Genomic DNA, 23,793 nt, shown 5'->3' on the forward strand with positions numbered 1-23,793 from the left:
CTGGGGTGAACGAGCGCAGCCAACGCATATGCAACTTGAAGTATGAACGATATATATCATCACCGATTCTCTGACGTAACCGTCATAATCCTGTCACGCCGCTGACAGCCCTCACCAATTATAATTTCTTCCGTAAACCCAAACAGGAGAAATATGATGAATAAGATATCCTCTTTTTTCGCTATCGCGTTTTTTATTTCAGCTGGCGTTAATGCGGCAGACACACCCAAAATGCATCAGCAGGCCGCAGCAGCCCATGAAATGATGAATAACAGCAGTGCCCCTGCACATCAACAAATGGCGCAAGAACACGTCGCGCAGACGAATAATTCAACGTCAACGCCATCCCAGGCACGCCCTTTTTCACAAATGAATAAACATGAAAAAGCGATGGTCGTTCACCAGTCAGTGAATAACGGTCATTCATATGCCCATGAGGTTCAGGCCAGGCAGCACCGCGCACAGATCCCCGCGCAAGGGTAACGTTGCCCTGTGTTGAATAAAATGTCCATCAATACGCTATGTATGAATATTGCGGACAAAACGCGCCACGCAGGCCTGTACATTTACAAGCCTGCGTTCCTGCCGTTAATGTCAATATTAATATTTCTTTAAACACTTCATTAAAAAGTAAATATAATTAAGCGCTTTATCTCACTTGTATAAAATACGTAATCCACCTGCCTGTAATGTTGCATATTACAGCCCCCACACCCTCACCATTAATATAAATTAGGATTCCCCCTGGTATGCGTCATTAATATTTAATGGGAGACTGCCGTCGTCGTAAACATGACATTCGAACAGTTCGTATTCCTATAAATAAACTTAATGATGATAGTGAGCAAAAAAATGAAAAAACGTCTGCTGACCCTCTTTGTCCTCGGCCTGACAACGGCCACAACGGCATGCGCAATTACCCCGGCAATGCAGAAAAAGTATGAACATTCAGGTTGTACACAAATGAGTGAACTCAATGGCTGCGATATCAATAAATCCTATCAGTGGAACCGCGATCATGGCTTTATTGAGAACGGCAACAGCCAGCAGAGCCGTAATCATCATGGTGAAGAGCAGCAAAATACCGCTGACCGGGATAACCACGATAATGCCGATATTTACGGCAAATTCAGCGGAAATTACGTAGCCAAATTTGCCAATGGTCAACGCAGCGTTGATATTCACGTCGAGGGTTCCAGCGTGTACGTCAATGGTAATGAAGTGCGTGACGTAAATACCTATCAGGATACGATGACCTTCCGTGTCGGCTATGCCACTTACACCATTAAAACGAATGGTCGCGGTAGCTGGAATGACAGCGATGCCGGGAATGCTGGCAAAATTGTGCGCGAGTGACGGATACCGCCACAATGAAAAAACTGATTTCCACGTTGGTTATTATGGCTAGTCTGTCGGGCTGTGCCGAACATCCTTATCTTTCTGCAGCCGCTGCTGGTATTGGGGCCGCAGCAGTTGCCACGGCGATCGCTAATCACAAAAACCGTGAAGCCAACCGTGATAAAGAGCATGAACGCCAGGAGCGCGAGCAAAGGGAGAACCAGCATGCGTGGCGGCATCGTCACCATCACTCTGATGATGACGGCCATTACTATCACCGCTAAGTCAGCACAAAGAGCGCTGCGATCACAGCGCTCTCAACGGTCATGTATTACAGTATGCCGTTTTAATACTGGAGTCAGGCATGGCATTAACCCTCACGGTATTGCTTGAAAACAGGCGCGCTGCGAGCGCAGATAAATCCTTACGGGCAAAGCCTGGATTAAGTCTGTTAGTTCAGGATGAAACCACCACCATACTATTTGATACCGGCCCGGACGACAGCTTCATACTTAATGCCGCGCAAATGGGCGTAGACCTGACGCAATTGACCGCCGTGGTTCTTTCGCACGGCCATTACGATCACTGTGGCGGCGTGCCGTGGCTGGCGGATAACAGTCGTATCATTTGCCATCCCCAAATAGCCTGCGAGCGGTACGCCTCAATAACCCTGGCGGGAACGCCAAGAAAAATAAAAAAACTCTCGCGTGATAACGACTATTCTCGACTAATCATGGAATACACCCGTGAACCGTTGGCGATCAGCGATCGATTTTTGTGGTCCGGGGAAATTAGTGTCGCCACTCCACAGGCCTATGGCGTTATTAGCGAGAAAACACCTCAACCGGATTACATCAGCGACGAAGGCGTATTGATCTATAAATCTGATCGCGGGTTAGTCATCATTACCGGATGCGGGCATCGGGGAATAGAGAATATCGTACGCCATTGCCAAAACATCACCGGCGTTAACCAAATTTACGCCCTCGTCGGTGGGTTCCATTTACGCACTGCCTCCCCCGCTAAGCTATGGCGAACCCGACAATTTATTAAGCAACAACAACCAGAAAAACTACTCGGCTGTCATTGCACCGGTTCGTGGGGTCGATTGTGGCTACCGGGAACTGACGCCCCGGCAACGGGAGATGTGATTGTGCTGGCAGAGTAACGGCGATAAGACATTGCCGAAACAGCAATAAAAAGCGGGAGCCTTACGGCCCCCGCTTTTCAACCATCATTACAGAGTGACGATTGCTGGCTCATCAAAGACGGTGAGTTTTGGCGCTTCGCCGGTGAATTTCTCTGCGTATACCAGGCTGGTATTCCCCGCACAGCCATTCGCCAGCCTTGAGGTTGGGATATCCGCCGTCAGCACGTTCGCGCCGCCATTTTTGCAGATACCGTTCTCAATATCTGGCCATGCGCCTTCATGGATACAGATGATTCCCGGTTTGATACCGTCACTGATGTGTGCCCCCACCAGCACCTGTCCACGCGCGTTCCATACGCGTACCAGATCACCCTCGGCAATACCTCTGGCTTTCGCATCATCCGGGTGAATCGTTACCGGCTCACGATTGGCAATCGCGTACTCTTTGCGCAGCGAAGCGTAGTTCAACTGACTATGCAGACGATGTGCCGGGTGCGCCGTCAGTAGCTGCAGTTGATCTTTATCCGCAGTTCCTTTCCATTCATCGGGTTCAATCCATGACGCATGCGGCGGGCAATCTTTGTATTGATAGCCTTCAATCGTTTTTGAGTAGATTTCTATCTTACCGCTCGGCGTTCCAAGCGCATTCATCACCGGATCGCTGCGGAAATCCGCGTAGCGTACATATTTGTTATTCTTTTCATTCTCACGCATTTCGATCAGTTTGTTTTGCTGCCAAAACGCGTTGAACTGAGGCATGGCGATACGCTGGGCGCGGGCGGCTTTTTGCGCGGCATCATAGAACTGCTTCAGCCACGCCATTTCATCTTTGCCCTCGGTGTAGACCGCCTTACCGCCAGGCTTGAGCATCTCCGCCAGATCGGCAAATACGTCAAAATCACTGCGTGCTTCAAACTGCGGCTCAATGACCTGCTTCATCGGCACCAGATGTTGGTTACTGTAATCACCGGTCATGGTCAGATCGTTGCGCTCAAACGACGTGGTTATCGGCAGAACTATATCGGCATGTTTGGCCGCTGCGGTCCAGTAGCACTCAGAGATGACAACCAGTTCAGGCTTCTGCCAGGCTTTGATTAAACGGTTAGTATCCTGATGATGGGTAAAGTTAGCGCCGCCCGCCCACCAGATCATTTTGATATCCGGGAAGGTTTGCTCTTTACCGTTATGCTGATATTTGCCGCCTGGATTTTCCAGCGCTTCGACAATTCGCGCTACCGGCAGGCTGATCACCGCATCGGAAACCGCCCAGTCGTTACCCGCAGATGACCCACCCTCAATTTGGGCGGAGATGGCTGGCAATACTCCCCCGGTACGCGTTGGGTTACCGCCGTTGGAATAGTGATAAGAGAATCCGAAACCACCGCCTTCGGTACCAATTTGCCCCAGCATCGCCGCCAGAGTCACCAGCATCCAGTGTTTTTGCTCACCGTATTGCTGGCGCTGAATCCCCCAACCCGCCATGAGCATGGTTTTATTGCTGGAGAAAATTTCCGCCAGCTTCTCCAGTTGCTCAGCAGGTACGCCGCACACGCCGGAAGCCCACTCGGCGGTTTTCTCTATTTTGTCGCTCTTGCCGAGCAAATACTCTTCAAACTGCGGATATCCAGTGGTGTATTTTTCCAGGAAGGCTTTGTCATGGAGATTTTTCTTCACCAGCGTATGGGCGATCCCTAACATCATCGCCACATCGGTCCCCATATGTGGCGCAATCCAGGTCGCATTATCACCAAAGAACTCAATGGTTTCGGAACGCATCGGATCGATGGCGATGACGCTTTTCCCTGATTTCTTCAGCAGATTAAAGTATTCAATCCCCTGTTCATCCGTGCTGCTCCAGGCAATCTTGAGGGTATTGAGCGGGTTCATCCCCCACAGCACCACGACCTGACTGTGCTCAAGCACCATCGGCCAGGTGGTTTGCTGCTCATAGACTTCAACCGATCCCACAACGTAAGGCATGATCACCTGCGCGGCACCGGTTGAATAATCTCCGGTATGACCTGCGTAACCACCGGCCATGCTCATATAGCGTTGCAGTAAGGTTTGCGCTTTATGCAGAACGCCGCTAGAGCGCCAGCCATAAGAACCAGCAAATATCGACGCTGGGCCATAGCTGCTACGGATCCGGCTATGCTGCTCGTGTATCAGTTTCAGTGCCTGCTCCCAGCTAACCCGCACGAAAGGATCGCTTCCACGTTTACCATCCGCATTACCCGGGTTTTCCAGATAGCTTTTGCGCACCATCGGATATTTTACGCGGATATTGGTATGGACCTGATCCGGCGCGGTTTGCTGTAACGAGTTCGGCACCGTTTTAGGCAACGCGCCTTTTGAGGAAACCACTTTGCCATCTTTTACTTCCACGTATACCGCGCCCCAACGCGCTGCCGTCAGAATCGCTCCGCCATTTTGGCCTTCGGCCCAGGCCGGCATTGGGATCACCGAAGAAATCGCCATTGTCCCGGTTGCCGCGCCGGCCGTCTTAATAAAGTCACGTCTTGTGAGTTTCATGATTTCTCCTGATTTATCGCTTATTTGTTCATGTCTTTAGCGTTGTACTGGAAGTAACGGCTCAGGATATCCAGTTCGTTTTCACTGATATTGGTGCGAGCTCCCATCCCTTTTGCTACTGAAGGCCAGGCGTTGAGCGTGAAATGATTCGCCGGAATTGGCGCATGGCAGCCCGCGCAGTACACATTGTCGAGTTTGCGCGCGTAATCCCACATCGGTTCACGGCTGGCGAGAGCGGAACCGCTCCATTCACCCTGCAGCACGACATCTCGCCACACATTGCCGTAATCATCTTTTTTCCAGTCGGAGAGGATCTTCAGCGATTGCTGACCTTTTTCACTCAGGCTGGCAAGAATCAAACGCTGTCCTGCCGCGTAGTAAATGACCTGTTCATTTCCCTGCATCTGGCTACCGCGAATCTCGACCTGTCGCGTATTGTCCGTTGTTTTCAGAACCTGCATTTTTGTTGCCGGGTAAACGGTTCCCAAATCGCCCAGCGCAGTGTTGCTTACGGCATAAAGCTCTGTTGCCGAAGCAGGGGTGGAGGCTGACTGCGCTTCAAGCCCTTTGAGCGCGCTGTCATCCATTTTTATTTCAGGTGGGAAATGGGCGACGCCTTTGTGGCAATCAATACAGGTTTGCTTTTCCTCAATGCCCATTTTGTGCATTTTCTGGGCCTCCGCGCTTTGTGCGGCAAGATCCATCGCGTCCATGCTGTGACAGCTACGGCAGGTCGCAGAATCGCTCGCTTTTAGCTGTGCCCAGACGGTTTGCGCCATCTCCAGACGGTGTTCTTCAAATTTTTCTGGGGTATCGATTTTTTTGGTTATGAACTGATGATAAACATCTTTTGAGGCCCGCAGTTTAGCCACCAGATAATCCAGACCGCCCTGGGGGATATGACAATCAGCACACTCTGCACGAATACCTTTCTGATTCTGAAAGTGAACCGAACCGGTATATTCCTCATACGGTGCCTGCATCGTATGGCACGATAAACAGAATTCCGTGCTTGAGGTTTTGTGCAACGTCCATTGCCCTGCCAAAACGATAACAGCACCAAGAACAATGCACAGCAGCATCGTCCCGAGGATGGTTTTATTTATTTTTCTCATCTTTTATTCCCACAAGACGAATACCCTTTAATAGGTAGACAATAATTACCCTAACGCGGTTACTTATTGATATTCATCAAACGCAGAGGGAAATGAGAATCAGCATGTGGGTAAGTTTGAAGGCGCTCGCATAATTAATACGAACGAAATTAAATATAAAATACCCTTTTAAATTCAGAGAATTAAACCAAATCCAAGGTTTAATTAACCATTAATCATGAAAACGTCAGAATAAAAGTTTGATGAGTGCTGAATGGCATTAAAATTATGCCCTTGGCAATAGTCGCTATATAACAAAATATACAATGAAAAAACATAAAAACGAACCCTTTTCTATTACGTGATAACACGTATTAATGAAGATCCCCCTCTTGTGGTTGTGCTCAGATATACATTCACGACAAGACTTGTGACACACAGCTATCATTGACGCGCATTTATGCATGCAACCTTGATCTGGTCACTTATTATACAAATTCGATTTTCGCTACACTCTGGGTAGAGGTAAACAAACAGGAGGTAGTGAATATGTATCGCTCAATTCTGGTACCCATTGATATCTCTGAAACCGATTTAACCCGCCATGTTGTTCCACAGGTCCAGGCGCATGCCAAAACCGCTAAGGTCCACTTTTTAGCCGTTATTCCTACCGTTCCGTTCTATGCCTCGCTGGGGCTGGCTTACTCAACAGAATTCCCGGACAGAAGCGGTCTGCAGGCCAAGGCCAGCGAAAAACTCGAAGAGATTATTAAGCAGTTCAATATTCCTGCAGGCAGGAGTCAGACTCACGTCGTTTACGGCCCGCCGAAGGATCAGATCCTCAAACTGGCGGAGGCGGTAGACGCTGAGCTTATCGTCATTGCCTCACATAAGCCTGGTTTTAGCACTTATCTGCTGGGTTCAACGGCGGCTGCCGTAGTACGCCATGCAAAATGTCCCGTGCTGGTTGTGCGGTGATAGGGTCAAAATGGGGGCGAATTTGCACTAACGTTTATAAGTTAAGCATTCTTGAGAACATGTGATTCTTACTCAGGGTTCCGTTCACCTCAGCGGTAAATGTAGCAATATACCGGAGGCAACAGATTCATTGCCTCCGGATGTCCCACTCTCAGTTACTCATTACGCCCATTCATTTTCGCTAAAATGACAAGCATTAGAGCGAATGTATTCCCGTTGTTCTGTGGCTTAGGCCATCACTCAGTTCTGAATATCCAGCCTGACCAGTGCCAGCAACAGCTGACTCAGCGCACCGTAGAAACCAAAGTCATCATAGCGGCGGCATTTGGCGGTGAATTCCGGTAACCAGCGTAACAGCCCCGCCAGCGTTTCTCTGCGCAGCGCATCAATACGCTGGCGGCTAAGCCCGGACTCTCCCAGAGAAAAATGCAGATGACTCAGCAGTTCGATAAAAATTGCCAGATGATCGGCTGACTCGCTAAACGTTTCGCTTACCTGCATGCCAGCATCGGCTAACAATCGTTTAATGACCCCGTAATTCGGCCCTCCTTCAAGATGGGCCGACGCATAGGGTAACGCCGCGTGTTTTTCCGACATCAGAAACAGGCTACAAAAATCAGCCGCCAGTTCGAGGGTTGCGTCCTCACGCACCTGAAGCGCAGCAATTTTCTCCTCCAGCTGAAGGACTTCCGCTTCAAGCGACGGTTCACCTTTTAGCACCGCGAACCACTCAGCCATTTCGCTGGACTGCAAAAGTGCCAGGCTGTCATCGTCCCGTTCCCGGGAAAACAACTGCGCCAGCCAGGCGTAAACGCAGGCCATCTGTTCTGTTGTAAGGGAAGAGTGTTTTATCATGACGATACCTTCTCCGCCGGAACATATTCGCACTGCGCCACCATTTTTATCGGGCCGCTAAACGCCGTCACGTTATCCACCTTGCCGGTATATTTCTCAATTTCCACCAGCGTAGTATGAGCGCTGGTCGCCTGCGCCAGTTGAGACGTGCCGATATCGATTGTTAATACGTTTGGATTGCCGTATTTACACAGCGCCCCAGTTTCTCCGCCGTTATCAGGGTCGTACCAGGCACCTTCATGAATACGCGCCACGCCTGGCGAGTAGAGATCGGAGACAACCGCCCCGGCCAGTACTTGTCCACGTGCGTTAAACACACGGACAATATCACCGTTGCGAATCCCCCTGACGCTGGCATCCTGCGGGTTGATAAACACCGGCTCTTTACCACTTACCGCATAATGCTTACGCAGCGCTTCAGATTCACAAAGCTGCGAGTGCAGACGGAAATCAGGGTGAACAGATTGCAGATGCAGTGGCCAACGCTGCGACCCGGGTCCACCATGTGAGCGTTCGATTTTCTCAAACCACATCGGATGCCCCTGGCAGTCGTCATACTGCATACCGGCAATGGTTTTCGAGAAAATTTCGATCAAACCGCTCGGCGTGCCCAGCGGCTCAAGATCGGGGTCTTCGCGGAATGCCTGATGACGTACAAACATCTGCGGATGTTCGAACTCAACGTACTCTTGCTGATTCCAGAAAACGTCAAAAGCGGGGAGATGAACGCCGCGCCCTTTCCCCTGCTGGCTTCCTTCCTGCCAGATCCGTTTCAGCCACCCCATCTCATCCAGCCCTTCGGTAAAGGCTTCTTCACGATTAAAGCGGCGGCAGAGATCGCGGAAAATATCGAAATCATTACGTGCTTCAAATTGCGGCTGCACCAACTGTTTCATGGCGATAATGCCGCGGTTGGAGTGGTTGCCATACTGGTCAAGATCGTTACGCTCAAACTGGGTCGTCGCGGGCAATACGATGTCAGCGAATCGACAGGTCGAGGTCCACTGATTATCGATGGCGATAACGGTTTCCAGCTTACGCCAGCCCTCAATAATACGATTGATCTGCTGGTGACGATGGAAAGGGTTGGTCCCGGCAAAAACGCACATCTTCAATGGCGGCAACTTGACGGTTTTGCCGTTCCAGTTAATTTGTTTACCCGGCTCAAGAATCGCATCGATAAAACGCGCGATCGGGATGGTGCTGCTGTACCCCTTATAATCAGTGCTGTCATGCACAGGAGGTACGGTGGTGGAGCCAGAAAAACCGCTCAGGATAATCCCTTTGCGGCTTGGCGTGCCCGCGCCGTTGTAGTGCCAGCCAAAGCCGAAGCCACCGCCGGGTAAGCCGATTTGTCCAAGCATTGAGGCCAGCACCACGATCATCCACGCCCACTGTTCCCCGTGCTGCATACGCTGGACGCACCAGCCGGCAATAATCTGCGTTCTTCCGCCCGCCATTTGCCGCGCCAGTTCACGAATCGTATCGGCATCAATCCCGCATATTTTTTCCGCCCACCGGGCACCTTTAGGCTGTCCGTCACTTTCCCCCAGCAGATAAGGCAGAAACTGCTCAAACCCTACGCAGTAGTTATCGAGAAAATGCTTATCGTAGAGCTTCTCGGTATAAAGTGTGTGCGCCAGCGCCAGCTGTAGCGGCACATCGGCCTGCGGATTCACGGCGACGTGTTTAACCTTGTCGCGGCCCAGGTAGTCGTGCGTCGAGGTGATGACCGGATCAACACTGATAACCGAGATCTCGCCGCGCGCCACTTTTTCTTTCAGTTGTTCGTAGTATTCATAAACATCATGATCCGGGCACCACCAGTTCGCCTGCTGGTTTTTAATCAGGTCGGAACCCCACAGCACAATCGTTTTGCTGTTTTTCAGCACCAGCGGCCAGGAGGTCTGCTGTTCATATACCTCCATTGACCCGACCACGCGCGGCAGAATCACCTGGGCAGCACCAGTGGAATAGTCGCCCCCGGTACTTACGCTGTTGCCGTGCAGCGCAATGGCGCGCGCCAGCATCCCCGAGGCGTTATGGAACATGCCGGTTGATTGCCAACCGCTGGCCGTCAGCAGCGCGCTCGGGCCATAGGTCTTCTGAATTCGCTCCAGCTCCTGATAGAAGAAGTCCAGCGCTTCATCCCACGAAACGCGCACAAAGCGGTTATCTCCACGCTGCGTGGTATCGCTCTGATGGCGTTTACGCAACCAGTCGACGCGGACCATTGGATAGCGAATACGCGCCCCGCCATGCACGTGATCCGGCAGTCCGGCGATCATTTTTGACGGGTACTTATCACGCTCAAACGGTTTGGCTTCAATAAAACGCCCATCAACCACGGTGGCGCGGATTGCCCCCCAGTGAGATCCGGTCAGGATCCCCTCTTTGACGCCAGTTCCCTGCACCTCTGCGGCGTTGGCGCTGCGCGGTGTGAGCAGCGAAGGTCCTAACATACCGGCGACGGTCAAGCCGCCCAACTGCAGTAGAAAACGACGGCGAGATGCCTGAAAGAGATCGTTATTTTTCATTGCTTTCTCCCTTATCGCCATGCGGCTTGTCCGTGGTGTCAGAGGCATTCATCTGCAGATATTTCAGTAAGGTACGTTCTTCACGTTTATCCAGACTGGTAAATCCAATCATGCCGTTCAACGTGCCAATCCAGCCGTTGGCGTCAAAGTGTTCTTTCTCAGGTGCGCCGTGGCACTGGTTACAGGTTCCGTTATAGAGCGAGTCGGCATAAGCCCAGATTGGCTTAATGTCGTTAACCATATCGCCCTTCTGCATCCAGGCGGTGGCCTGCAGCTTGCTCCACTGCGTGTTCGTTTCCGCGACGGTCGTTTGCTCCAGGGTTTTCACATGCTGCTGAATGTCGCCACGAATGGAGGCCACAAAAATGCGTTTACCTGGCAATTGGGCCAGCACGCGCTGACGCCCGTTACTCTCGGTCCAGCCCACAATTTCAATTTGCAGCCAGTCGCCGTCACGCTTTAACACTTTTACTTCAGAAGCAGGCAGCAGTGAGCCCGCAGGTTCTTTATCCCCTTTGGCGGCATAAATAGGTTTGATGTCCAGGGAATAGAGCGTATCGCCATCGTCGTTTGCGTTGGCGCGTAACTGGTCAAACTGCTTACGGAAACCGCTGCTCATATCGGGAAGCTGATGCGCAATACCTTTATGGCAGTCAATACAGGATTGATTGTCCTTGGCCGCAATCTTCATCTGACGCGCAGCTTCAGGGTGCTGTTTCGCGTGATCCATCGCATCATAGTTATGACAGGAACGACAGGTCGCGGAGTTGTTCTCTTTCATTCGCGCCCATTCGCGCTCCGCCAGCTCGGCACGTTTGGCTTCGAATTTCTCAGGAGTATCAATAGAGTGGGCAACAAAGGTCTGGTAAATATCGTTGCTGGCCTCCAGCTTACGTTTCACCATGCCAGGGATATCGGATGGAATGTGGCAATCATGACACTCTGCGCGTACCCCGGAGGCATTCTGAAAATGCGCAGACTGTTTATATTCTTCATAAACCGGCTGCATGCTGTGGCAGCTCACGCAAAATTCGGTTGAACTGGTTAATTTAATGCCAACGTGCGGTAAGACGATCAGCGCGATACCGACCACCATCCCGATGACGACCAGCGCCAACACTGACCAACGTGCGCTCGGTCTGAGCAGCGCCCTCCATAGTTTCCGCATAATAGCCCCTGTAAATATATGGTTTAGTTACAGAGGATCTTATTTCGCAAATGTGAACAGCAACACTGGTCAGGATGAATGGCTTACGGCACAATGTGAACAGATATGAACAGAAAGAGACAACAACCAGGATGTCGCATCACATTGTCATTGTTGAGGATGAACCCGTTACCCAGGCACGATTACAGGCTTATTTTGAACAGGAAGGTTATCACGTCTCGGTCACAGCCAGCGGAGCCGGCCTGCGTGAAATCATGTCACAACACTCTGTCGATCTTATTCTGTTAGATATCAATCTCCCGGATGAAAATGGCTTAATGCTGACCCGCGCCCTGCGTGAACGCTCAACGGTGGGGATCATCCTGGTCACGGGTCGTAGTGACCAAATTGACCGTATCGTTGGCCTGGAAATGGGTGCTGATGATTATGTCACCAAGCCGCTGGAGCTACGTGAACTGGTGGTGAGAGTGAAAAATTTACTCTGGCGTATCGACCTTACCCGCGAGGCGCGACCGGAGGCTAAAGACAACTGCTATCAGTTTGCCGGGTATTGTCTGAACGTCTCCCGTCATACTCTGGAACTGGGCGACGAGGCAATCAAACTCACCCGCGCCGAGTATGAAATGCTGGTCGCGTTTGTCACCAATCCGGGGGAAATTCTCAGTCGCGAACGTTTACTGCGCATGCTTTCGGCACGACGGGTAGACAATCCGGACTTACGCACCGTGGACGTACTCATCCGCCGTTTACGCCACAAGCTGCGGGCTGATTTACTGGTGACGCAGCACGGGGAAGGCTATTTTTTAGCAGCCGACGTGTACTGATACAGATAAACAGGACGGAATCCGCCGGGTGACAACGAGCACTTTACATGCTGGCTGTCGGCATTTTTCGGGGTGAGCACCAGGATCGGTGGGCTGATATTTTCCGGCACCGGCTGCCCTTGTAATACTCTGATAGCCTGCTGAATCGCCAGTTCACCTTGCCAGACCATTTGATCGCTGGCAGCCATAATGATTCTTTCGCGTTTAAGCCCGCGATACACCTGATGCGACAGATAAAAAGAGACGACAGTTAACGGCGCGCCCTGATTGCGCTTCTCCCCCATTGCCGCTTCCGCAGCAATTGCCGTACCGGCCACCACGTCGACATCCGGGTGACGCTCAAGCATCTCCTGCAAAAGGTTACGCTGTATTTCAATATCATTATCGCCCAACGCCACATCCACGATGCGCACCTGACTGCCGGCAATTGCCTGACGGAATCCGGCCACCATCTCACGACTGCCCCCGGCGTCATCAGGTCCTGGCAATAATAAGACCTTTAGCGGTTTGCCCGCGCTCCACTTAACCAAATAGCGGCCAGGCTGATAACCCATCTGGAACCACGGAACCCCAACCCGGGCTTTTACCGTTGCGTCATGGATAGCATTCACCACCTCGATAACCGGCAGCGTGCCAACCTGCGCCTGCAAATCCGGAAAAGTCGTCGTGCTGCTGCCCAACAAAATGGCATCCGCGCCCCATTGCTGGCATTGAGCGATTTGTGATTTTTGCGTGTCGAACTGGCGATACCCTCCCGCCTCGAGCACCTTCAGGCTTACGCCGTATTTTTTCGCCGCCTCCAGCATGCCGTAATTCACGGAAAGCCAGTAGGAATCCTTCAGGCTCGGATACAGCGCGCACAGTTTCCAGACTTTGTTTGCAGTAACGTCCGTTAGCGGCTCCGGCACTGCCTGCTGGGTATCCGGCCAGCGCAGCAGTGCGGACCCGGTCGCGTGACCTAAGCCGGGAAAAAGTGTGATAAGCAGGAAAACCAATACGCGCATGATAGCCTCAACATTGATAAGGCTTTATCCTAGTTGCTTTCCTCTTTTGGACTCAACCTTTTTAATCTGTGGCGACCCGACAGTGAATTTATCTCTGACCAAACGACTGTGGATAGGCTTCGGGCTGATGGCGGCACTGACCCTCATTAGTACGCTGGTAGGCTGGTATAACCTGCGTTTTGTAAGCCAGGTTGAGCAGGCCAATACCCAGGCGCTGATCCCGACCATGGACATGGCGCGCCAGCTCAGCGAAGCCAGCGCCTGGGAACTGTTTTCCGCGCAGAATCTGACCACCGCAGATAATGAAAATATGTGGCTGGCTCAGGGGCGTATGTTAACCGCCCAAAGCCTGAAAATAACCGCTTTACTGAAAACCCTGCGCGAGCAGGGCTTTGACACGTCGGCCATTGAACAACAGGAAAAAGAGATCGCCCAGTCGTTAAGCCATCAGGGGGAGTTGGTTGGCGAACGTCTGAAACTGCGCAATCGGCAGCAACAGCTCAGCCAACATATTGTTGAGGCTACCGCCGACGTTGCCGAAATGGCGCGCGGTCAGGCCAGTAATGCCGCCACCTCGGCGGGCGCTACGCAGGCAAGCATTTATGATTTGATTGAGAGCCATCAGGGGCAGGCGGCGGAACACGCTCTCGACAGGCTTATCGATATCGATCTGGAATATTATAACCAGATGAATGAACTGCGCCTGAGCGCGCTACGCGTGCAGCAAATGGTGATGAATCTGGGGAATAACCAGGCGCAGAATAACCTTGCAGCGCTGGAAACCCAGCTTAATGCCGCCGTCAGAGTGCTTCACCGCCGACAAATACGCATTGAAGATCCGGTGGTACGCACTCAGGTTGCCGGCGCTGTAAATTCGATAAGCCGTTATGTCGATCTGCTGGCCCTGTATCGTCAGGATAATGACATCACCACCCGCTTACAGATCTTATCGCAGAACAATATCGAGCAATTTACCCGTTTCAGTAGCGAAGTCAGTCAGTTGGTAGAAATCATTGGTCAACGCAATCAGACCGGGCTGGCGCATCTCAAACAGGCCAGCCAGCGCGGGCAAACGCTGCTGCTGCTGTTAGGTGCGGTGTCATTGTGCTTGTTAATTCTCATTCTTTGGCGCGTAGTTTACCGCTCGGTCACGCGCCCGTTGGCGCAGCAAACCCAGGCGTTACAGCGTCTGCTTGAAGGTGATATTGACTCCCCATTTTCGGAAACAGCGGGCGTTCGCGAACTGGATACCATCGGTCGGTTAATGGACGCCTTTCGCGGTAGCGTTCACGCCCTTAATAGCCATCGCGAACATCTGGCCGCTCAGGTAAAAGCTCGCACCGCCGAACTGCGTTCTATGGTGTCTGAACACCGTCAGGCGCGGGCAGAAGCCGAAAAAGCCAACCAGGCAAAATCGGCGTTTCTTGCCGCCATGAGCCATGAAATACGCACCCCGCTGTATGGGATCCTCGGCACTGCGCAGTTGCTCTCAGACAATCCCGCTCTGGCGCAGCATCAGGAGAATCTGCGCGCAATCACCGACTCTGGCGAGTCTCTGCTGACCATCCTCAACGATATCCTGGACTATTCCGCCATCGAAGCGGGCGGAAAAAATGTGGCGATCGGCGATGAACCTTTTGAGCCCAGACCCTTGCTGGAAAGTACGCTTCAGCTCATGCACGGTCGCGTTGTGGGTCGCCCGGTCGTGCTGGTTACGGATTTTGCCGACGATGTCCCCGACTCCCTACGCGGCGATCCGCGCCGCATTCGGCAAATCATAACTAACCTATTAAACAACGCGCTGCGCTTTACCGATCGCGGACACATCACCCTGCGTAGCCGATGTAAAGATCAGGACTGGTATATTGAGGTTGAGGACACGGGATGCGGGATTGACCCTGTCCATCAGCGCGATATTTTTCAGCCGTTTGTTCAGGTTAGCGGTAAACGTGGGGGGACCGGGCTTGGACTCACTATCAGTGCCAGCCTTGCGCAGGCGATGCAGGGAGAACTGAGCGTCACCAGTACGCCGGGAGTCGGAAGCTGCTTTCGTCTGCGTCTGCCATTACGGGCTGGCGCGATGCCAGTAGCTAAATCCGTTCCACGTGCCATATCGTTACAGGGTTTACGCTTACTGCTAATCGAGGATAACCCCCTCACGCAGCGCATCAGTACAGAAATGCTCACCCTCAATGGCGCCCAGGTCACGGCTGCAGACAGTGCGGCTGCGGCGCTCACCATACTGCAGCAAGACACCCAGTATAATGCCGCGCTGGTTGATTTTGATCTTCCGGATATCGACGGCATCACGCTGGCGCAACAGTTAACCCGCGAGTTTCCGACGTTAAAGCTAATAGGCTTTAGCGCACACGTCATCGACGAAACGCTAAGCCAAAGAACCAGCACCCTGTTTCTCGGCGTTATTCAAAAACCGGTTCCCCAGGATGAACTCAGTCGGCTCATTACCCATTATCTGCATGGTAACGCCCCTCTCCCGGTTGCATTAGAAAATGACAACCAACGGTTAGATACCCAGCAATTAGCCGGGGATATCCAGCTAATGGGATGGCAAAAGGTGCACGAATGGTTAGCGCTCTTTAAGCAACACACCCTTCCTGTATTAGATGAGATTGACGCAGCGCGCGCAGCATATGAGTACGAGAAGATAAAACGTCTGGCACATCAGCTAAAAAGCAGCTGCGCCAGCATGGGGATGCGTTCTGCCAGCAGGATGTGCGCAGCGCTTGAACAGCAGCCGCTAGCTGATTTTTCACTCAGAGAGGAAGTACAACTAAGTCTTACAGAAGTGGAAATGTGGTTGGCAAAAGAAAATTTGTCGCGATTAGCAGAAGCTGAACGCCCTGTAGGATTCGAACCTACGACCTACGGCTTAGAAGTTCCTAGAACTACCTTCTAAGTCAATAACATACCCCGTCAATACTGCGCTCACGCGTCCCATCTTCGAAAAACATGCAAAGCCTTGCAAACCGATGCAAAGCTTTGTGTGTCCCGTTTTTGTCTCACATTGCAGTCAATCAACATATGTACAACATGTTGTATTAATGGTATTTTCCACGTTTGTTTTTATGGAAATCATTTCTCTTGAGGGTGTTTTTATGCAATGGATCTCAATAACAATTGTTGCCATATTATTCTTTCCTGTATGTACTATTTTCTTAAAAAATCGTATACGCAAGAAAAAAACTGATATCAGCGATGTAATTTGCGGGACCTTGGCACTCCCGATTACTTTGGCATTACTTTTGTTTCTATCTTTAGTTGCAAACGGGACTACATCTTTTGGGATTTTCTGGGGGATTTTAAAGTAAAGGCAGCGATAGTTAATTAACACCAGGGTAATATTATGCGTTACAGTATTGTTCCTTTTAAAAAAAATCCAGCAACATTAATTTTTTTTGCTGGTCTTATCTTGTCATTTTTAATTCCATTTTCTTTTTATTTATCTTTGAATAGAGTAGTCCCATACTTAGAAACAAATGCGCCTACAACTGAAAGTGTCATATACGGAGTTGATGAGTGTTCATACAGTGATGGGATACTAAAGGTTAATGGGTGGGCGACTGATAAAGAAGGGTATGGCTCTATTCTTGTTTCAGCAGATATAGATGGAAAAAAAATATATCTCAGAACGTCGATTGAAAATAGACCGGATGTCAGTCAATACTTTAAAAAACCTGGGTTATATGACCGATCTGGATTCTCATCTTCATTAAATGTAGGGAGTGGGTTTAATAAAATTAATATTTCAATTCATATTTTAAGAAATGGCAAAAATCATGAGATTAAACATGAATGTAAATAAAAGGACAAGCATAAACCTGTCATGCCTAGCATTTATTATTGCCGTGGCATATTTTTTTATTCCTAGCCTACAAGTTCTCAGTCACGGAGATGATCATTATTTTACGTCCGCATTAACAAATCGTGGCTTGCTTGAATACATTAGTATGCGCTACCACACATGGTCAGGTCGCATACCAATAGAGGCTATAATAGCGTTAACAATCAATTCAGAATTGTACTGGAAAATTGCAATCCCAGTTTCCTTCTTCTCTGTAGCTTATGCCATATCGAGGTTTGCTGGGTTTGTAAATAATGGAACCATTACGCCATTATGCCTAGTTTCTGCACTGATGCTTCTCATCAACCAGAACGTAATGTCTGAGTCTGGGTGGTGGGTAACGGGGTCTTATTTTTATCTTCAGCCCATTGCGGCAGGCCTGCTTTCTTTACTAATTTTTAAATCATCTAAAAGCACTGGTGCGTTTTTAAAAGCACTATCTTTGTTTTTTATTGCTATAGCTTGTTTTAACGAACAATTTTCAGTGCTTGTAGCCCTGCCATATCCTGCCATGTATGTAATTTTCAAAAAAGATTATACTAGATATAATATTAGTTACTTGCTAGTTGTAATCATTAGTACAGCAATATCACTCACTGCCCCAGGAAATTCAGTGCGGAAATCGGCGGAAATTCTAACATGGATGCCGGATTATGTTAATTTCAACATTATTGACAAGACCGCAATTGGGCTCGACAGACTTAGTTCACATATCACTGAGGTAAATGTTTTATTTAATTTATTCCTTGCTTTGTTGTTATATGTATTTTTTAAGTCGCCTCGACAGACTGTTGCCACTACTGGGGCGTCTTTAATTATTTCTCTCAAGCTGGCCGCTTCACTTTTGATTTCAGTTAAGTCTGAACAGGTGGGATATTACACTAATTCTACATTTTTGTCTCTTGGTGATATTGGCCATTTTTCTCGATTTGCCCCGTATATTTTTTCTCTTCTCGTTATTTTCAGCATCTTAACTCTGTTGGTATCATTATGTAAAAACTTGGATGATTATTTTTATCTCCCTATCCCTTTCGTTCTTGGAATTCTTTCCGTTATTGCTATAGGGTTTAGCCCCACCGTTTATGCATCGGCTTACAGGGTGTTATTCATTTTCAATTTATACATCGTGTATATATCTTCTGTATTGATATGTAGATGTTTAAAAGGAAGGGAGTGAGGAATTTAAAACCGCCTCCATTTGGAGGCGGTTTTCTTTATTTATGCTACTGGTTCGTCAAAATCACATTCCGGGCAGATCCAACACAAAAATCCGTACCTAATTCCCTGGAACATCTGCTCGCCACAAATCGGACAAAATCTGACAGTGCCCAAGCTTTCTGAGTTTTCTTTGTTTTCCTGAACTTCATTTTCATTCGCCATATTTAATCCTCTGGATATTGAGCAATGATAGTGGCACGATCAGCGGCATATTTTGTTTTTCTATCGTGAATTTGAGCGATTACAACATCTTTTTTAGCAGTCTCGTTAACACCATCGTTAACTGCGGCAGCAAGCCATTCAATATTCATGGTCATAACATCCTCCTGATATTGTTTACCAAGAGCAGATAAGGCGGCACTTAACTTTTTCTAATTTGGAATATCAGGTTCATTTAACCATGTCGGCATCCCATTTTCGTCACCCCCCCACCTCACCACTCGGTGGAATGCCAGTGTATTCCATGAAAATATCAGCAGACACATCAATTAGATCATCAGGCATGGTTCCTGCCTTTATGTATTCTGGAATAAGAGACTCAGGATAAAATGCGTTTTTTGATGCTGAATATTTATACATTTATTACCACCCAATAGCGATATATCGACATTGAACTTGTCCGGCTATAGAGGCAAGAGAGGGAGCGGATCCACCATTTGCGTAAAATACCTGCCAGGTAAAGAAACCACTATTGGCAACTCCGTTTATGGTTACATAATCCTGAACATTAGCTGCCACCTGATATCCTGATGCAACAACCTGAAGAGCTCCATTAGGGAACGGTATTGGATATATTGCTGTAGATGTTGCTGATGCTGTGTTATTTTTCTGCCCCCATTGGATGATTAATCCAGAAGGAAGCTTTTGTCAGCCATTTGTTGATAAGCTAGATGTGCCCGATGACATATCAGGGATAATGCCAGTGCCATTCCCTACGTTTTGACTCGCTGCTGTTCCTGTCTTCAGTGTGATATTGGTACCATCACCGATAACCTCGATAGACGCATTCTGAGGACAAATAACACCTGTTCCAGATATGGTTTTTACTGTGATCGAAAATGCTCCAGAAGTGTTATTGGTGATTCTCCATGATTTCCGCCATGCTGGAAGAATAATATTGATGTTAGCCGCTAGCGTCCCTGCAAGAGTAATATTATTTTGGATGCTTGTAGGGTCGTGGGGGTTACATCGGCATTTGCCAAACCCGTGATTGTGGTTGTGCCATTGGAATTCAGGGGAATCCATCCTGTTAGCGGAGTGGCTGTGGATACTTCAGGATTATTAGTGTTGCCATCCAGGGTGTTAATCCATGTTCCGTCACCAGTTAAATTCTGGACAATTGCTCCCAAAGGATAGCCACTAATTCCTGTGGAAAAGGCGTTGTCAAATTGATATCCCGCGCCGGCCTGATTCCAGCGAGCATTTTGGGCAAGCTCATAGAGGATCTGGTTCATATCCTCGCCTTTTGGCGGCTTGCCCCCTGCTGATTTCAGAGTCATCGTAATAGGAGGGAATCCAGCATCATATGATGCCTGGTTATCGCCTACAGGGGTTGTGTCAAGAATTGCTTCGCGTGAGGCATTTATAGCAAATGGTTCTGGCTTTTTAGCTGGTGCGTCAGATCTATTCATGTTTATTCTCTGTAAAATGTTCCGTCATTAAACGGGTATGCGTCTGCAGCGAATCCGAAATATGGAGGGACAATCTGGGATATATTCAACTGGACTCCACTAGGGACAGATACGACGTCATAATTAGTGAGGATCGATTCCTCATAAGGTGCTAAATCGAATTCAAAGGTGATGCCGATTGTCATGTCACGATAATTAACGCAGTACGTCCTCCCCCTGCCCGCGAACAGCATACGCAGGAATTTGTTGATGTCAGGGATTGTGGCGATGCTGATATTTGAAAACGCCTTGCAGAGAATCAGTGTTCGGTAAGCATCGTCTGCAAGTCTTACCGATGTTGTTTCCTGAACCCCTGCATAGAATGGAGAATCATTAAATGGCAGTGGGTATTCGGATGCTCCATTATCAGCTTCTGAAAATCCGAAAGAATCACTGTCAATCGGCGCAGTTATATACCTGCCAATACCTACAATCTTCCCCCATATATCAAGACCAAAGGTTTCATTGATGAAGGCAATTCTGCGGGCGGCAGAACGTGACTGGAAATGGCTGGAGAAAGCGCCGGTTATTAAGGTCCCATCTGTACGTAATAAGCGCGTACGTTGGCTTGAGGCTGATGAGGCGAAGAGGTTGATTGATGAATGTCCGGATCCGCTGAAGTCGGTTGTTAAGTTTGCGCTGGCAACCAGCCTTCGCCGTTCGAATATCATCAATATGGAGTGGCAGCAGATAAACATGCAGCGTCGTGTTGCCTGGGTAAATCCTGAAGACAGCAAGTCAAACCGCGCTATTGGCGTAGCGCTGAATGATACCGCCTGTAAGGTTTTGCGTGACCAGATTGGTAAACATCATAAATGAGTGTTCGTGCATACGAAAGAAGGTATCTGGCCAGACGGTTCCAAGACGCGGACCATCAGAAAGATGCGCGTCGATGATCAGCGGGCATGGAATGCAGCTTGCCGCCGGGCTGGAATAGAAGACTTTCGCTTCCACGATCTGAGACACACCTGGGCCAGTTGGTTAATTCAGTCCGGCGTTCCGTGGGGGGATGGGAAAGCATAGAGATGGTACGCCGGTATGCTCATCTTGCGCCGAACCATTTAACGGAACACGCGAAGCAAATCGACTCGATTTTTAGTGATGATGTCCCAAATATGTCCCATCTGGAAAATAAGGAACTTGCAGAAAATGGGTATGTTACTGAAATATAATGGTACGCCCTGTAGGATTCGAACCTACGACCTACGGCTTAGAAGGCCGTTGCTCTATCCAACTGAGCTAAGGGCGCATTGCGAAGTGATTACTTCATGCAGATGAAACGCGTGAATTATACGGTCAGCGCTTGCTGAGTCAATGCCTTTTGTTTCGGTTGCTGGCGAAGTGTACGAATGTTGATTTTTTCTGCTCGTTCAAAGGTATCCAGGAAATCACCTGGTAACAACTCAGCCCGCAAAACGTCAGATTTAGGGATACATGTATTTAGAATATTTATGATTTTGCTTAACATTCCTTTATCCCCTCTCCAGTGGTCAGGAACTCTTTAATGTTAAGTATCGCCATCAAGGAAGAAAACAGTCACTTCGAACATGGACTGAAAATCATCATCTCCCATCTGGCAAATCAGTGGCATCAGGAGATTAGCTTTTTACCTGTCGAAGATATCGATCGCGCTGAAATCGCGTTTATCTCACTGGATGAAGATTGGCTCAGCGCCGATTGTTACATGGTTCCTGTCCACACCAGGCGCCAACACCGGGTGGTCATCTGTAGCAAAAACGACAAAGATAAGCTGATGTTCCGCCCCTGCCTGTACATGTTGCCACTGATTTATCGGGAAGATGACGTCGACGAGATAACCAAAAAACTGGTCCTCATCCTGCAAAAACGCGCACTGCGCACTAGCGTGCCCGCGACTATCTGCCATTACTGCACCACCCGCAACTTTTCTATCGAAGAACGCCAGTTCTTAATGTTTCTCGCCAGCGGGTATACGTTAGCCGAAACGGCTCATCTGCTCTCAGTCAGTGATATCCAGGCCAAAGCGACCCGCCGCAGCATTATGAAAAAGCTGCATGTGAAAAACGATCAGCAATTCTTAAGATACATCCGCGCACATCTGAACTTTCTGCAAAATTAGACGGGGTGTCTCTGCCTAATTTTTATTGAGAAATATCTCATCATCGATTAAGCATCGGCTCCTACTGTACCTGGCTTCAGGCTGCGAGAATAATCCGGCCATACTATTTCCGGGGTAACAGAAAGACACACCCGGTAATATTTTATCTAATCTCAGAGAGAGGTTGAACTGGATAAAACGATCTTTTGGGCATTGAGTAAGACATCAGAAAACTTCCGGCAGATTATTCTGATGGAGTACGCAATTGCCAGTCTGATGATTGTTGAAGCACTGAAACCCAACGGCACAAGTCAACTCACATTTGCGCTGACAAAAGTTTGGTTCAGGGATGCCTGTAGTCAGCAATTTATCCAGACCTGCCGCAACAGAAATGGAATGGAAAAGGATGCACAGTGCAAAACGCCGGGACCGCTATCGCCGTATACGAAACGCTAACTGTAGCTGGCAATTTCCCCACTGTACCTCACAGGTATTTGACCGGATCGAGTATCTGGCGCAAAAACTCGAATACACCTTACCGGACGGCACTATATCTCAGGCGATAATTACGACAGACTACTATCTGGCCTATGCGCTGAGTCGACATTTATTCTCAGGTACTCGCACGGCGATCTTCCAGAGCGTTGAATCGACTTTGCTCAGCATGCAAGAGCCGGTAATAAGCCAGTTAGTGATTGACATTGAAAGCTTAACAATCCCTTATTTCGATATACTTGAAAGCCTGCGCCAGCTAATTAAGAAGCATAATGACATCCAAATCTTCATAATGCTTTCCAGTCGCGATGAAGACCTCACTACATTTATTTCACTGTCCGGTCCATTTTATATCTTGCCACGCAATTTGCGCCTCCCCGAGATGCGCCATGCCTTATTATCTCCGGTTCTTAACTATATTCATTCCAGGCGTATAAATCAGCTCGACTGGGAGCTGATTACCTTACTATTGCAGGGTAACTCCTTAAAAAAGATTGCATTGTTACAGGAACAACCCTACCACCGCATCATCTATCGCCTGAACCAGTTGATTACGCGCCTTGGATTATCCAGCAGGCAGCGTTTTTTGCATCTGATACACCGCCTCAACGTTACCTCACCCCATTTAATTTAACACCATAACTCATTGTGCTATAAGATTTTTTAGGAAATTACTTATTCTTGAATAAGAAAAAAGATCTAATTTTTACAAATATTTAATATTTACAACTATTCCTGGTATTATGCCTGGAGGCACACTCACACTTAACCTTACTGATCCTGTGCATTTCAATAAAAAATAGTCCTATTGCAGCCTTAACAAAACCTAAACAATTGGTTTATTGTGTCGTTTTTACTGTTTAAAAAAAATTTTCAATCTGCCATAATTCGAACCACAGATAAATAATACCAATAGTCATTAACACATCTGGATCTTTCAGAATATCCTAACTGACATTAACAACCAGGATGTTGTAAGTCTTTTCCGAAT

At 48.9% G+C, this 23,793-nt stretch carries 21 protein-coding genes, 1 tRNA gene and 2 pseudogenes; 12 read left to right on the forward strand and 12 right to left on the reverse strand.

The genetic code is table 11. The features are described 5' to 3' along the window. The first annotated feature begins 156 nt into the window (after positions 1 to 156). The 4 genes from OGW44_RS18085 (at position 157) to OGW44_RS18100 (ending at position 2,506) form a co-directional block, all read left to right on the forward strand. On the forward strand, positions 157 to 483 hold the full coding sequence (locus OGW44_RS18085) for a PcoE/SilE family metal-binding protein (RefSeq protein WP_016152147.1): 327 nt from the start codon (positions 157 to 159) through the stop codon (positions 481 to 483). Positions 484 to 852: 369 nt separating this feature from the next. Continuing rightward, positions 853 to 1,356 carry a hypothetical protein gene (locus OGW44_RS18090; protein ID WP_185654253.1) on the forward strand — a complete coding sequence of 168 codons (504 nt, stop codon included), beginning with the start codon at positions 853 to 855 and terminating at the stop codon, positions 1,354 to 1,356. A 14-nt stretch (positions 1,357 to 1,370) separates the two neighbouring features. Next, positions 1,371 to 1,622, forward strand: a complete 252-nt coding sequence (locus tag OGW44_RS18095; RefSeq protein WP_016155920.1) for a membrane lipoprotein lipid attachment site-containing protein — start codon at positions 1,371 to 1,373, stop codon at positions 1,620 to 1,622. A gap of 80 nt (positions 1,623 to 1,702) precedes the next feature. Beyond that, complete coding sequence (locus OGW44_RS18100; RefSeq protein WP_016155919.1) at positions 1,703 to 2,506, forward strand: MBL fold metallo-hydrolase; 804 nt, start codon at positions 1,703 to 1,705, stop codon at positions 2,504 to 2,506. A 69-nt stretch (positions 2,507 to 2,575) separates the two neighbouring features. On the opposite strand, the gene OGW44_RS18105 is transcribed toward OGW44_RS18100, so the two are convergent. Next, positions 2,576 to 5,020 carry a trimethylamine-N-oxide reductase 2 gene (locus OGW44_RS18105; protein WP_016152143.1) on the reverse strand — a complete coding sequence of 815 codons (2,445 nt, stop codon included), beginning with the start codon at positions 5,018 to 5,020 and terminating at the stop codon, positions 2,576 to 2,578. Positions 5,021 to 5,040: 20 nt separating this feature from the next. Further along, positions 5,041 to 6,135 (reverse strand): NapC/NirT family cytochrome c, encoded by a 1,095-nt coding sequence (locus tag OGW44_RS18110; RefSeq protein ID WP_016155916.1) that lies wholly within the window; start codon positions 6,133 to 6,135, stop codon positions 5,041 to 5,043. A 528-nt stretch (positions 6,136 to 6,663) separates the two neighbouring features. Here OGW44_RS18110 and uspF point away from each other — a divergent pair. Further along, positions 6,664 to 7,092, forward strand: a complete 429-nt coding sequence (gene uspF, locus OGW44_RS18115) for a universal stress protein UspF (protein ID WP_003021923.1) — start codon at positions 6,664 to 6,666, stop codon at positions 7,090 to 7,092. Between the two features lie 240 nt (positions 7,093 to 7,332). Here uspF and torD read toward each other — a convergent pair whose 3' ends face one another. From torD to torC, 3 genes are read right to left on the reverse strand one after another with little or no spacing between them, the layout of a single operon-like run. Beyond that, complete coding sequence (gene torD, locus OGW44_RS18120; RefSeq protein WP_016152140.1) at positions 7,333 to 7,947, reverse strand: molecular chaperone TorD; 615 nt, start codon at positions 7,945 to 7,947, stop codon at positions 7,333 to 7,335. After that, positions 7,944 to 10,484: a trimethylamine-N-oxide reductase TorA gene (torA, locus tag OGW44_RS18125; RefSeq protein WP_185654252.1), complete on the reverse strand. Its 2,541-nt coding sequence runs from the start codon at positions 10,482 to 10,484 to the stop codon at positions 7,944 to 7,946. The genes torD and torA overlap by 4 nt, the downstream gene beginning before the upstream one ends. Continuing rightward, positions 10,474 to 11,652, reverse strand: coding sequence for a pentaheme c-type cytochrome TorC (gene torC / locus OGW44_RS18130; protein ID WP_016152138.1), 1,179 nt, complete (start codon positions 11,650 to 11,652; stop codon positions 10,474 to 10,476). The genes torA and torC overlap by 11 nt, the downstream gene beginning before the upstream one ends. 131 nt (positions 11,653 to 11,783) lie before the next feature. Here torC and torR point away from each other — a divergent pair, with 131 nt between their 5' ends. Then, entirely contained in the window at positions 11,784 to 12,476 is a 693-nt protein-coding gene (gene torR / locus OGW44_RS18135; RefSeq protein WP_019076211.1) for a two-component system response regulator TorR, read from the forward strand. Here the strand turns inward: torR and torT are convergent. Beyond that, on the reverse strand, positions 12,449 to 13,480 hold the full coding sequence (gene torT, locus OGW44_RS18140; protein WP_095715165.1) for a TMAO reductase system periplasmic protein TorT: 1,032 nt from the start codon (positions 13,478 to 13,480) through the stop codon (positions 12,449 to 12,451). The two genes, torR and torT, sit on opposite strands and share 28 nt — an antisense overlap. An 82-nt stretch (positions 13,481 to 13,562) precedes the next feature. Between torT and torS the strand changes: the two genes are divergently transcribed. The 3 genes from torS to OGW44_RS18155 all read left to right on the forward strand — a co-directional run bounded on the left by torS (position 13,563) and on the right by OGW44_RS18155 (position 18,519). Next, positions 13,563 to 16,397 (forward strand): TMAO reductase system sensor histidine kinase/response regulator TorS, encoded by a 2,835-nt coding sequence (gene torS, locus OGW44_RS18145; protein ID WP_185654251.1) that lies wholly within the window; start codon positions 13,563 to 13,565, stop codon positions 16,395 to 16,397. A gap of 447 nt (positions 16,398 to 16,844) precedes the next feature. Then, on the forward strand, positions 16,845 to 17,303 hold the full coding sequence (locus OGW44_RS18150; protein ID WP_185654250.1) for a hypothetical protein: 459 nt from the start codon (positions 16,845 to 16,847) through the stop codon (positions 17,301 to 17,303). Then, positions 17,290 to 18,519, forward strand: coding sequence for a DUF6056 family protein (locus OGW44_RS18155; protein ID WP_185654249.1), 1,230 nt, complete (start codon positions 17,290 to 17,292; stop codon positions 18,517 to 18,519). Before OGW44_RS18150 ends, OGW44_RS18155 begins: the two co-directional genes overlap by 14 nt. A 205-nt stretch (positions 18,520 to 18,724) precedes the next feature. Here OGW44_RS18155 and OGW44_RS18160 read toward each other — a convergent pair whose 3' ends face one another. The 4 genes and pseudogenes from OGW44_RS18160 to OGW44_RS18170 form a co-directional block, all read right to left on the reverse strand. After that, positions 18,725 to 18,877: a hypothetical protein gene (locus OGW44_RS18160; RefSeq protein ID WP_185654248.1), complete on the reverse strand. Its 153-nt coding sequence runs from the start codon at positions 18,875 to 18,877 to the stop codon at positions 18,725 to 18,727. A 265-nt stretch (positions 18,878 to 19,142) separates the two neighbouring features. Next, positions 19,143 to 19,412: pseudogene (locus OGW44_RS25835) on the reverse strand (gp53-like domain-containing protein); the annotation flags it as partial. A gap of 278 nt (positions 19,413 to 19,690) precedes the next feature. Further along, complete coding sequence (locus OGW44_RS18165) at positions 19,691 to 20,191, reverse strand: hypothetical protein (protein ID WP_185654247.1); 501 nt, start codon at positions 20,189 to 20,191, stop codon at positions 19,691 to 19,693. A 2-nt stretch (positions 20,192 to 20,193) separates the two neighbouring features. Continuing rightward, complete coding sequence (locus OGW44_RS18170) at positions 20,194 to 20,760, reverse strand: baseplate wedge 1 family protein (RefSeq protein ID WP_185654403.1); 567 nt, start codon at positions 20,758 to 20,760, stop codon at positions 20,194 to 20,196. On the opposite strand from OGW44_RS18170, the pseudogene OGW44_RS18175 reads away from it, so the two are divergent. Further along, positions 20,642 to 21,402 (forward strand): annotated as a pseudogene (locus OGW44_RS18175) (site-specific integrase); the annotation flags it as partial. The gene OGW44_RS18170 and the pseudogene OGW44_RS18175 sit on opposite strands and share 119 nt — an antisense overlap. On the opposite strand, the gene OGW44_RS18180 reads toward OGW44_RS18175, so the two are convergent. Both OGW44_RS18180 and OGW44_RS18185 read right to left on the reverse strand, forming a co-directional pair. Continuing rightward, positions 21,403 to 21,479: transfer RNA gene (locus OGW44_RS18180), tRNA-Arg, on the reverse strand. Between the two features lie 39 nt (positions 21,480 to 21,518). Continuing rightward, positions 21,519 to 21,698 (reverse strand): hypothetical protein, encoded by a 180-nt coding sequence (locus tag OGW44_RS18185; protein ID WP_016152134.1) that lies wholly within the window; start codon positions 21,696 to 21,698, stop codon positions 21,519 to 21,521. A 36-nt stretch (positions 21,699 to 21,734) separates the two neighbouring features. Here OGW44_RS18185 and fimW point away from each other — a divergent pair, with 36 nt between their 5' ends. Together fimW and fimY are read left to right on the forward strand one after the other, a co-directional pair. Next, positions 21,735 to 22,328 carry a fimbria biosynthesis transcriptional regulator FimW gene (gene fimW / locus OGW44_RS18190; RefSeq protein WP_016155913.1) on the forward strand — a complete coding sequence of 198 codons (594 nt, stop codon included), beginning with the start codon at positions 21,735 to 21,737 and terminating at the stop codon, positions 22,326 to 22,328. 385 nt (positions 22,329 to 22,713) lie between these two features. Beyond that, positions 22,714 to 23,436: a fimbria biosynthesis regulator FimY gene (fimY, locus tag OGW44_RS18195; RefSeq protein ID WP_153646845.1), complete on the forward strand. Its 723-nt coding sequence runs from the start codon at positions 22,714 to 22,716 to the stop codon at positions 23,434 to 23,436. The last annotated feature ends 357 nt before the right edge of the window (positions 23,437 to 23,793 follow it).

Origin of the sequence: Citrobacter sp. Cb023, assembly GCF_030336805.1 — a bacterium.
GTDB lineage: Bacteria > Pseudomonadota > Gammaproteobacteria > Enterobacterales > Enterobacteriaceae > Citrobacter > Citrobacter braakii.

Coding starts and splice junctions, on each gene's coding strand:
- torA (WP_185654252.1), bottom strand. CDS start 10,484: ATGAAAAATAACGATCTCTTTCAGGCATCTCGCCGTCGTTTTCTACTG.
- OGW44_RS18085 (WP_016152147.1), top strand. CDS start 157: ATGAATAAGATATCCTCTTTTTTCGCTATCGCGTTTTTTATTTCAGCT.
- torR (WP_019076211.1), top strand. CDS start 11,784: ATGTCGCATCACATTGTCATTGTTGAGGATGAACCCGTTACCCAGGCA.
- uspF (WP_003021923.1), top strand. CDS start 6,664: ATGTATCGCTCAATTCTGGTACCCATTGATATCTCTGAAACCGATTTA.
- OGW44_RS18110 (WP_016155916.1), bottom strand. CDS start 6,135: ATGAGAAAAATAAATAAAACCATCCTCGGGACGATGCTGCTGTGCATT.
- fimY (WP_153646845.1), top strand. CDS start 22,714: ATGCACAGTGCAAAACGCCGGGACCGCTATCGCCGTATACGAAACGCT.
- OGW44_RS18090 (WP_185654253.1), top strand. CDS start 853: ATGAAAAAACGTCTGCTGACCCTCTTTGTCCTCGGCCTGACAACGGCC.
- OGW44_RS18160 (WP_185654248.1), bottom strand. CDS start 18,877: ATGACCATGAATATTGAATGGCTTGCTGCCGCAGTTAACGATGGTGTT.
- OGW44_RS18100 (WP_016155919.1), top strand. CDS start 1,703: ATGGCATTAACCCTCACGGTATTGCTTGAAAACAGGCGCGCTGCGAGC.
- torD (WP_016152140.1), bottom strand. CDS start 7,947: ATGATAAAACACTCTTCCCTTACAACAGAACAGATGGCCTGCGTTTAC.
- OGW44_RS18150 (WP_185654250.1), top strand. CDS start 16,845: ATGCGTTACAGTATTGTTCCTTTTAAAAAAAATCCAGCAACATTAATT.
- OGW44_RS18155 (WP_185654249.1), top strand. CDS start 17,290: ATGAATGTAAATAAAAGGACAAGCATAAACCTGTCATGCCTAGCATTT.
- fimW (WP_016155913.1), top strand. CDS start 21,735: ATGTTAAGTATCGCCATCAAGGAAGAAAACAGTCACTTCGAACATGGA.
- torC (WP_016152138.1), bottom strand. CDS start 11,652: ATGCGGAAACTATGGAGGGCGCTGCTCAGACCGAGCGCACGTTGGTCA.
- OGW44_RS18105 (WP_016152143.1), bottom strand. CDS start 5,020: ATGAAACTCACAAGACGTGACTTTATTAAGACGGCCGGCGCGGCAACC.
- OGW44_RS18095 (WP_016155920.1), top strand. CDS start 1,371: ATGAAAAAACTGATTTCCACGTTGGTTATTATGGCTAGTCTGTCGGGC.
- torT (WP_095715165.1), bottom strand. CDS start 13,480: ATGCGCGTATTGGTTTTCCTGCTTATCACACTTTTTCCCGGCTTAGGT.
- OGW44_RS18185 (WP_016152134.1), bottom strand. CDS start 21,698: ATGTTAAGCAAAATCATAAATATTCTAAATACATGTATCCCTAAATCT.
- OGW44_RS18165 (WP_185654247.1), bottom strand. CDS start 20,191: ATGAATAGATCTGACGCACCAGCTAAAAAGCCAGAACCATTTGCTATA.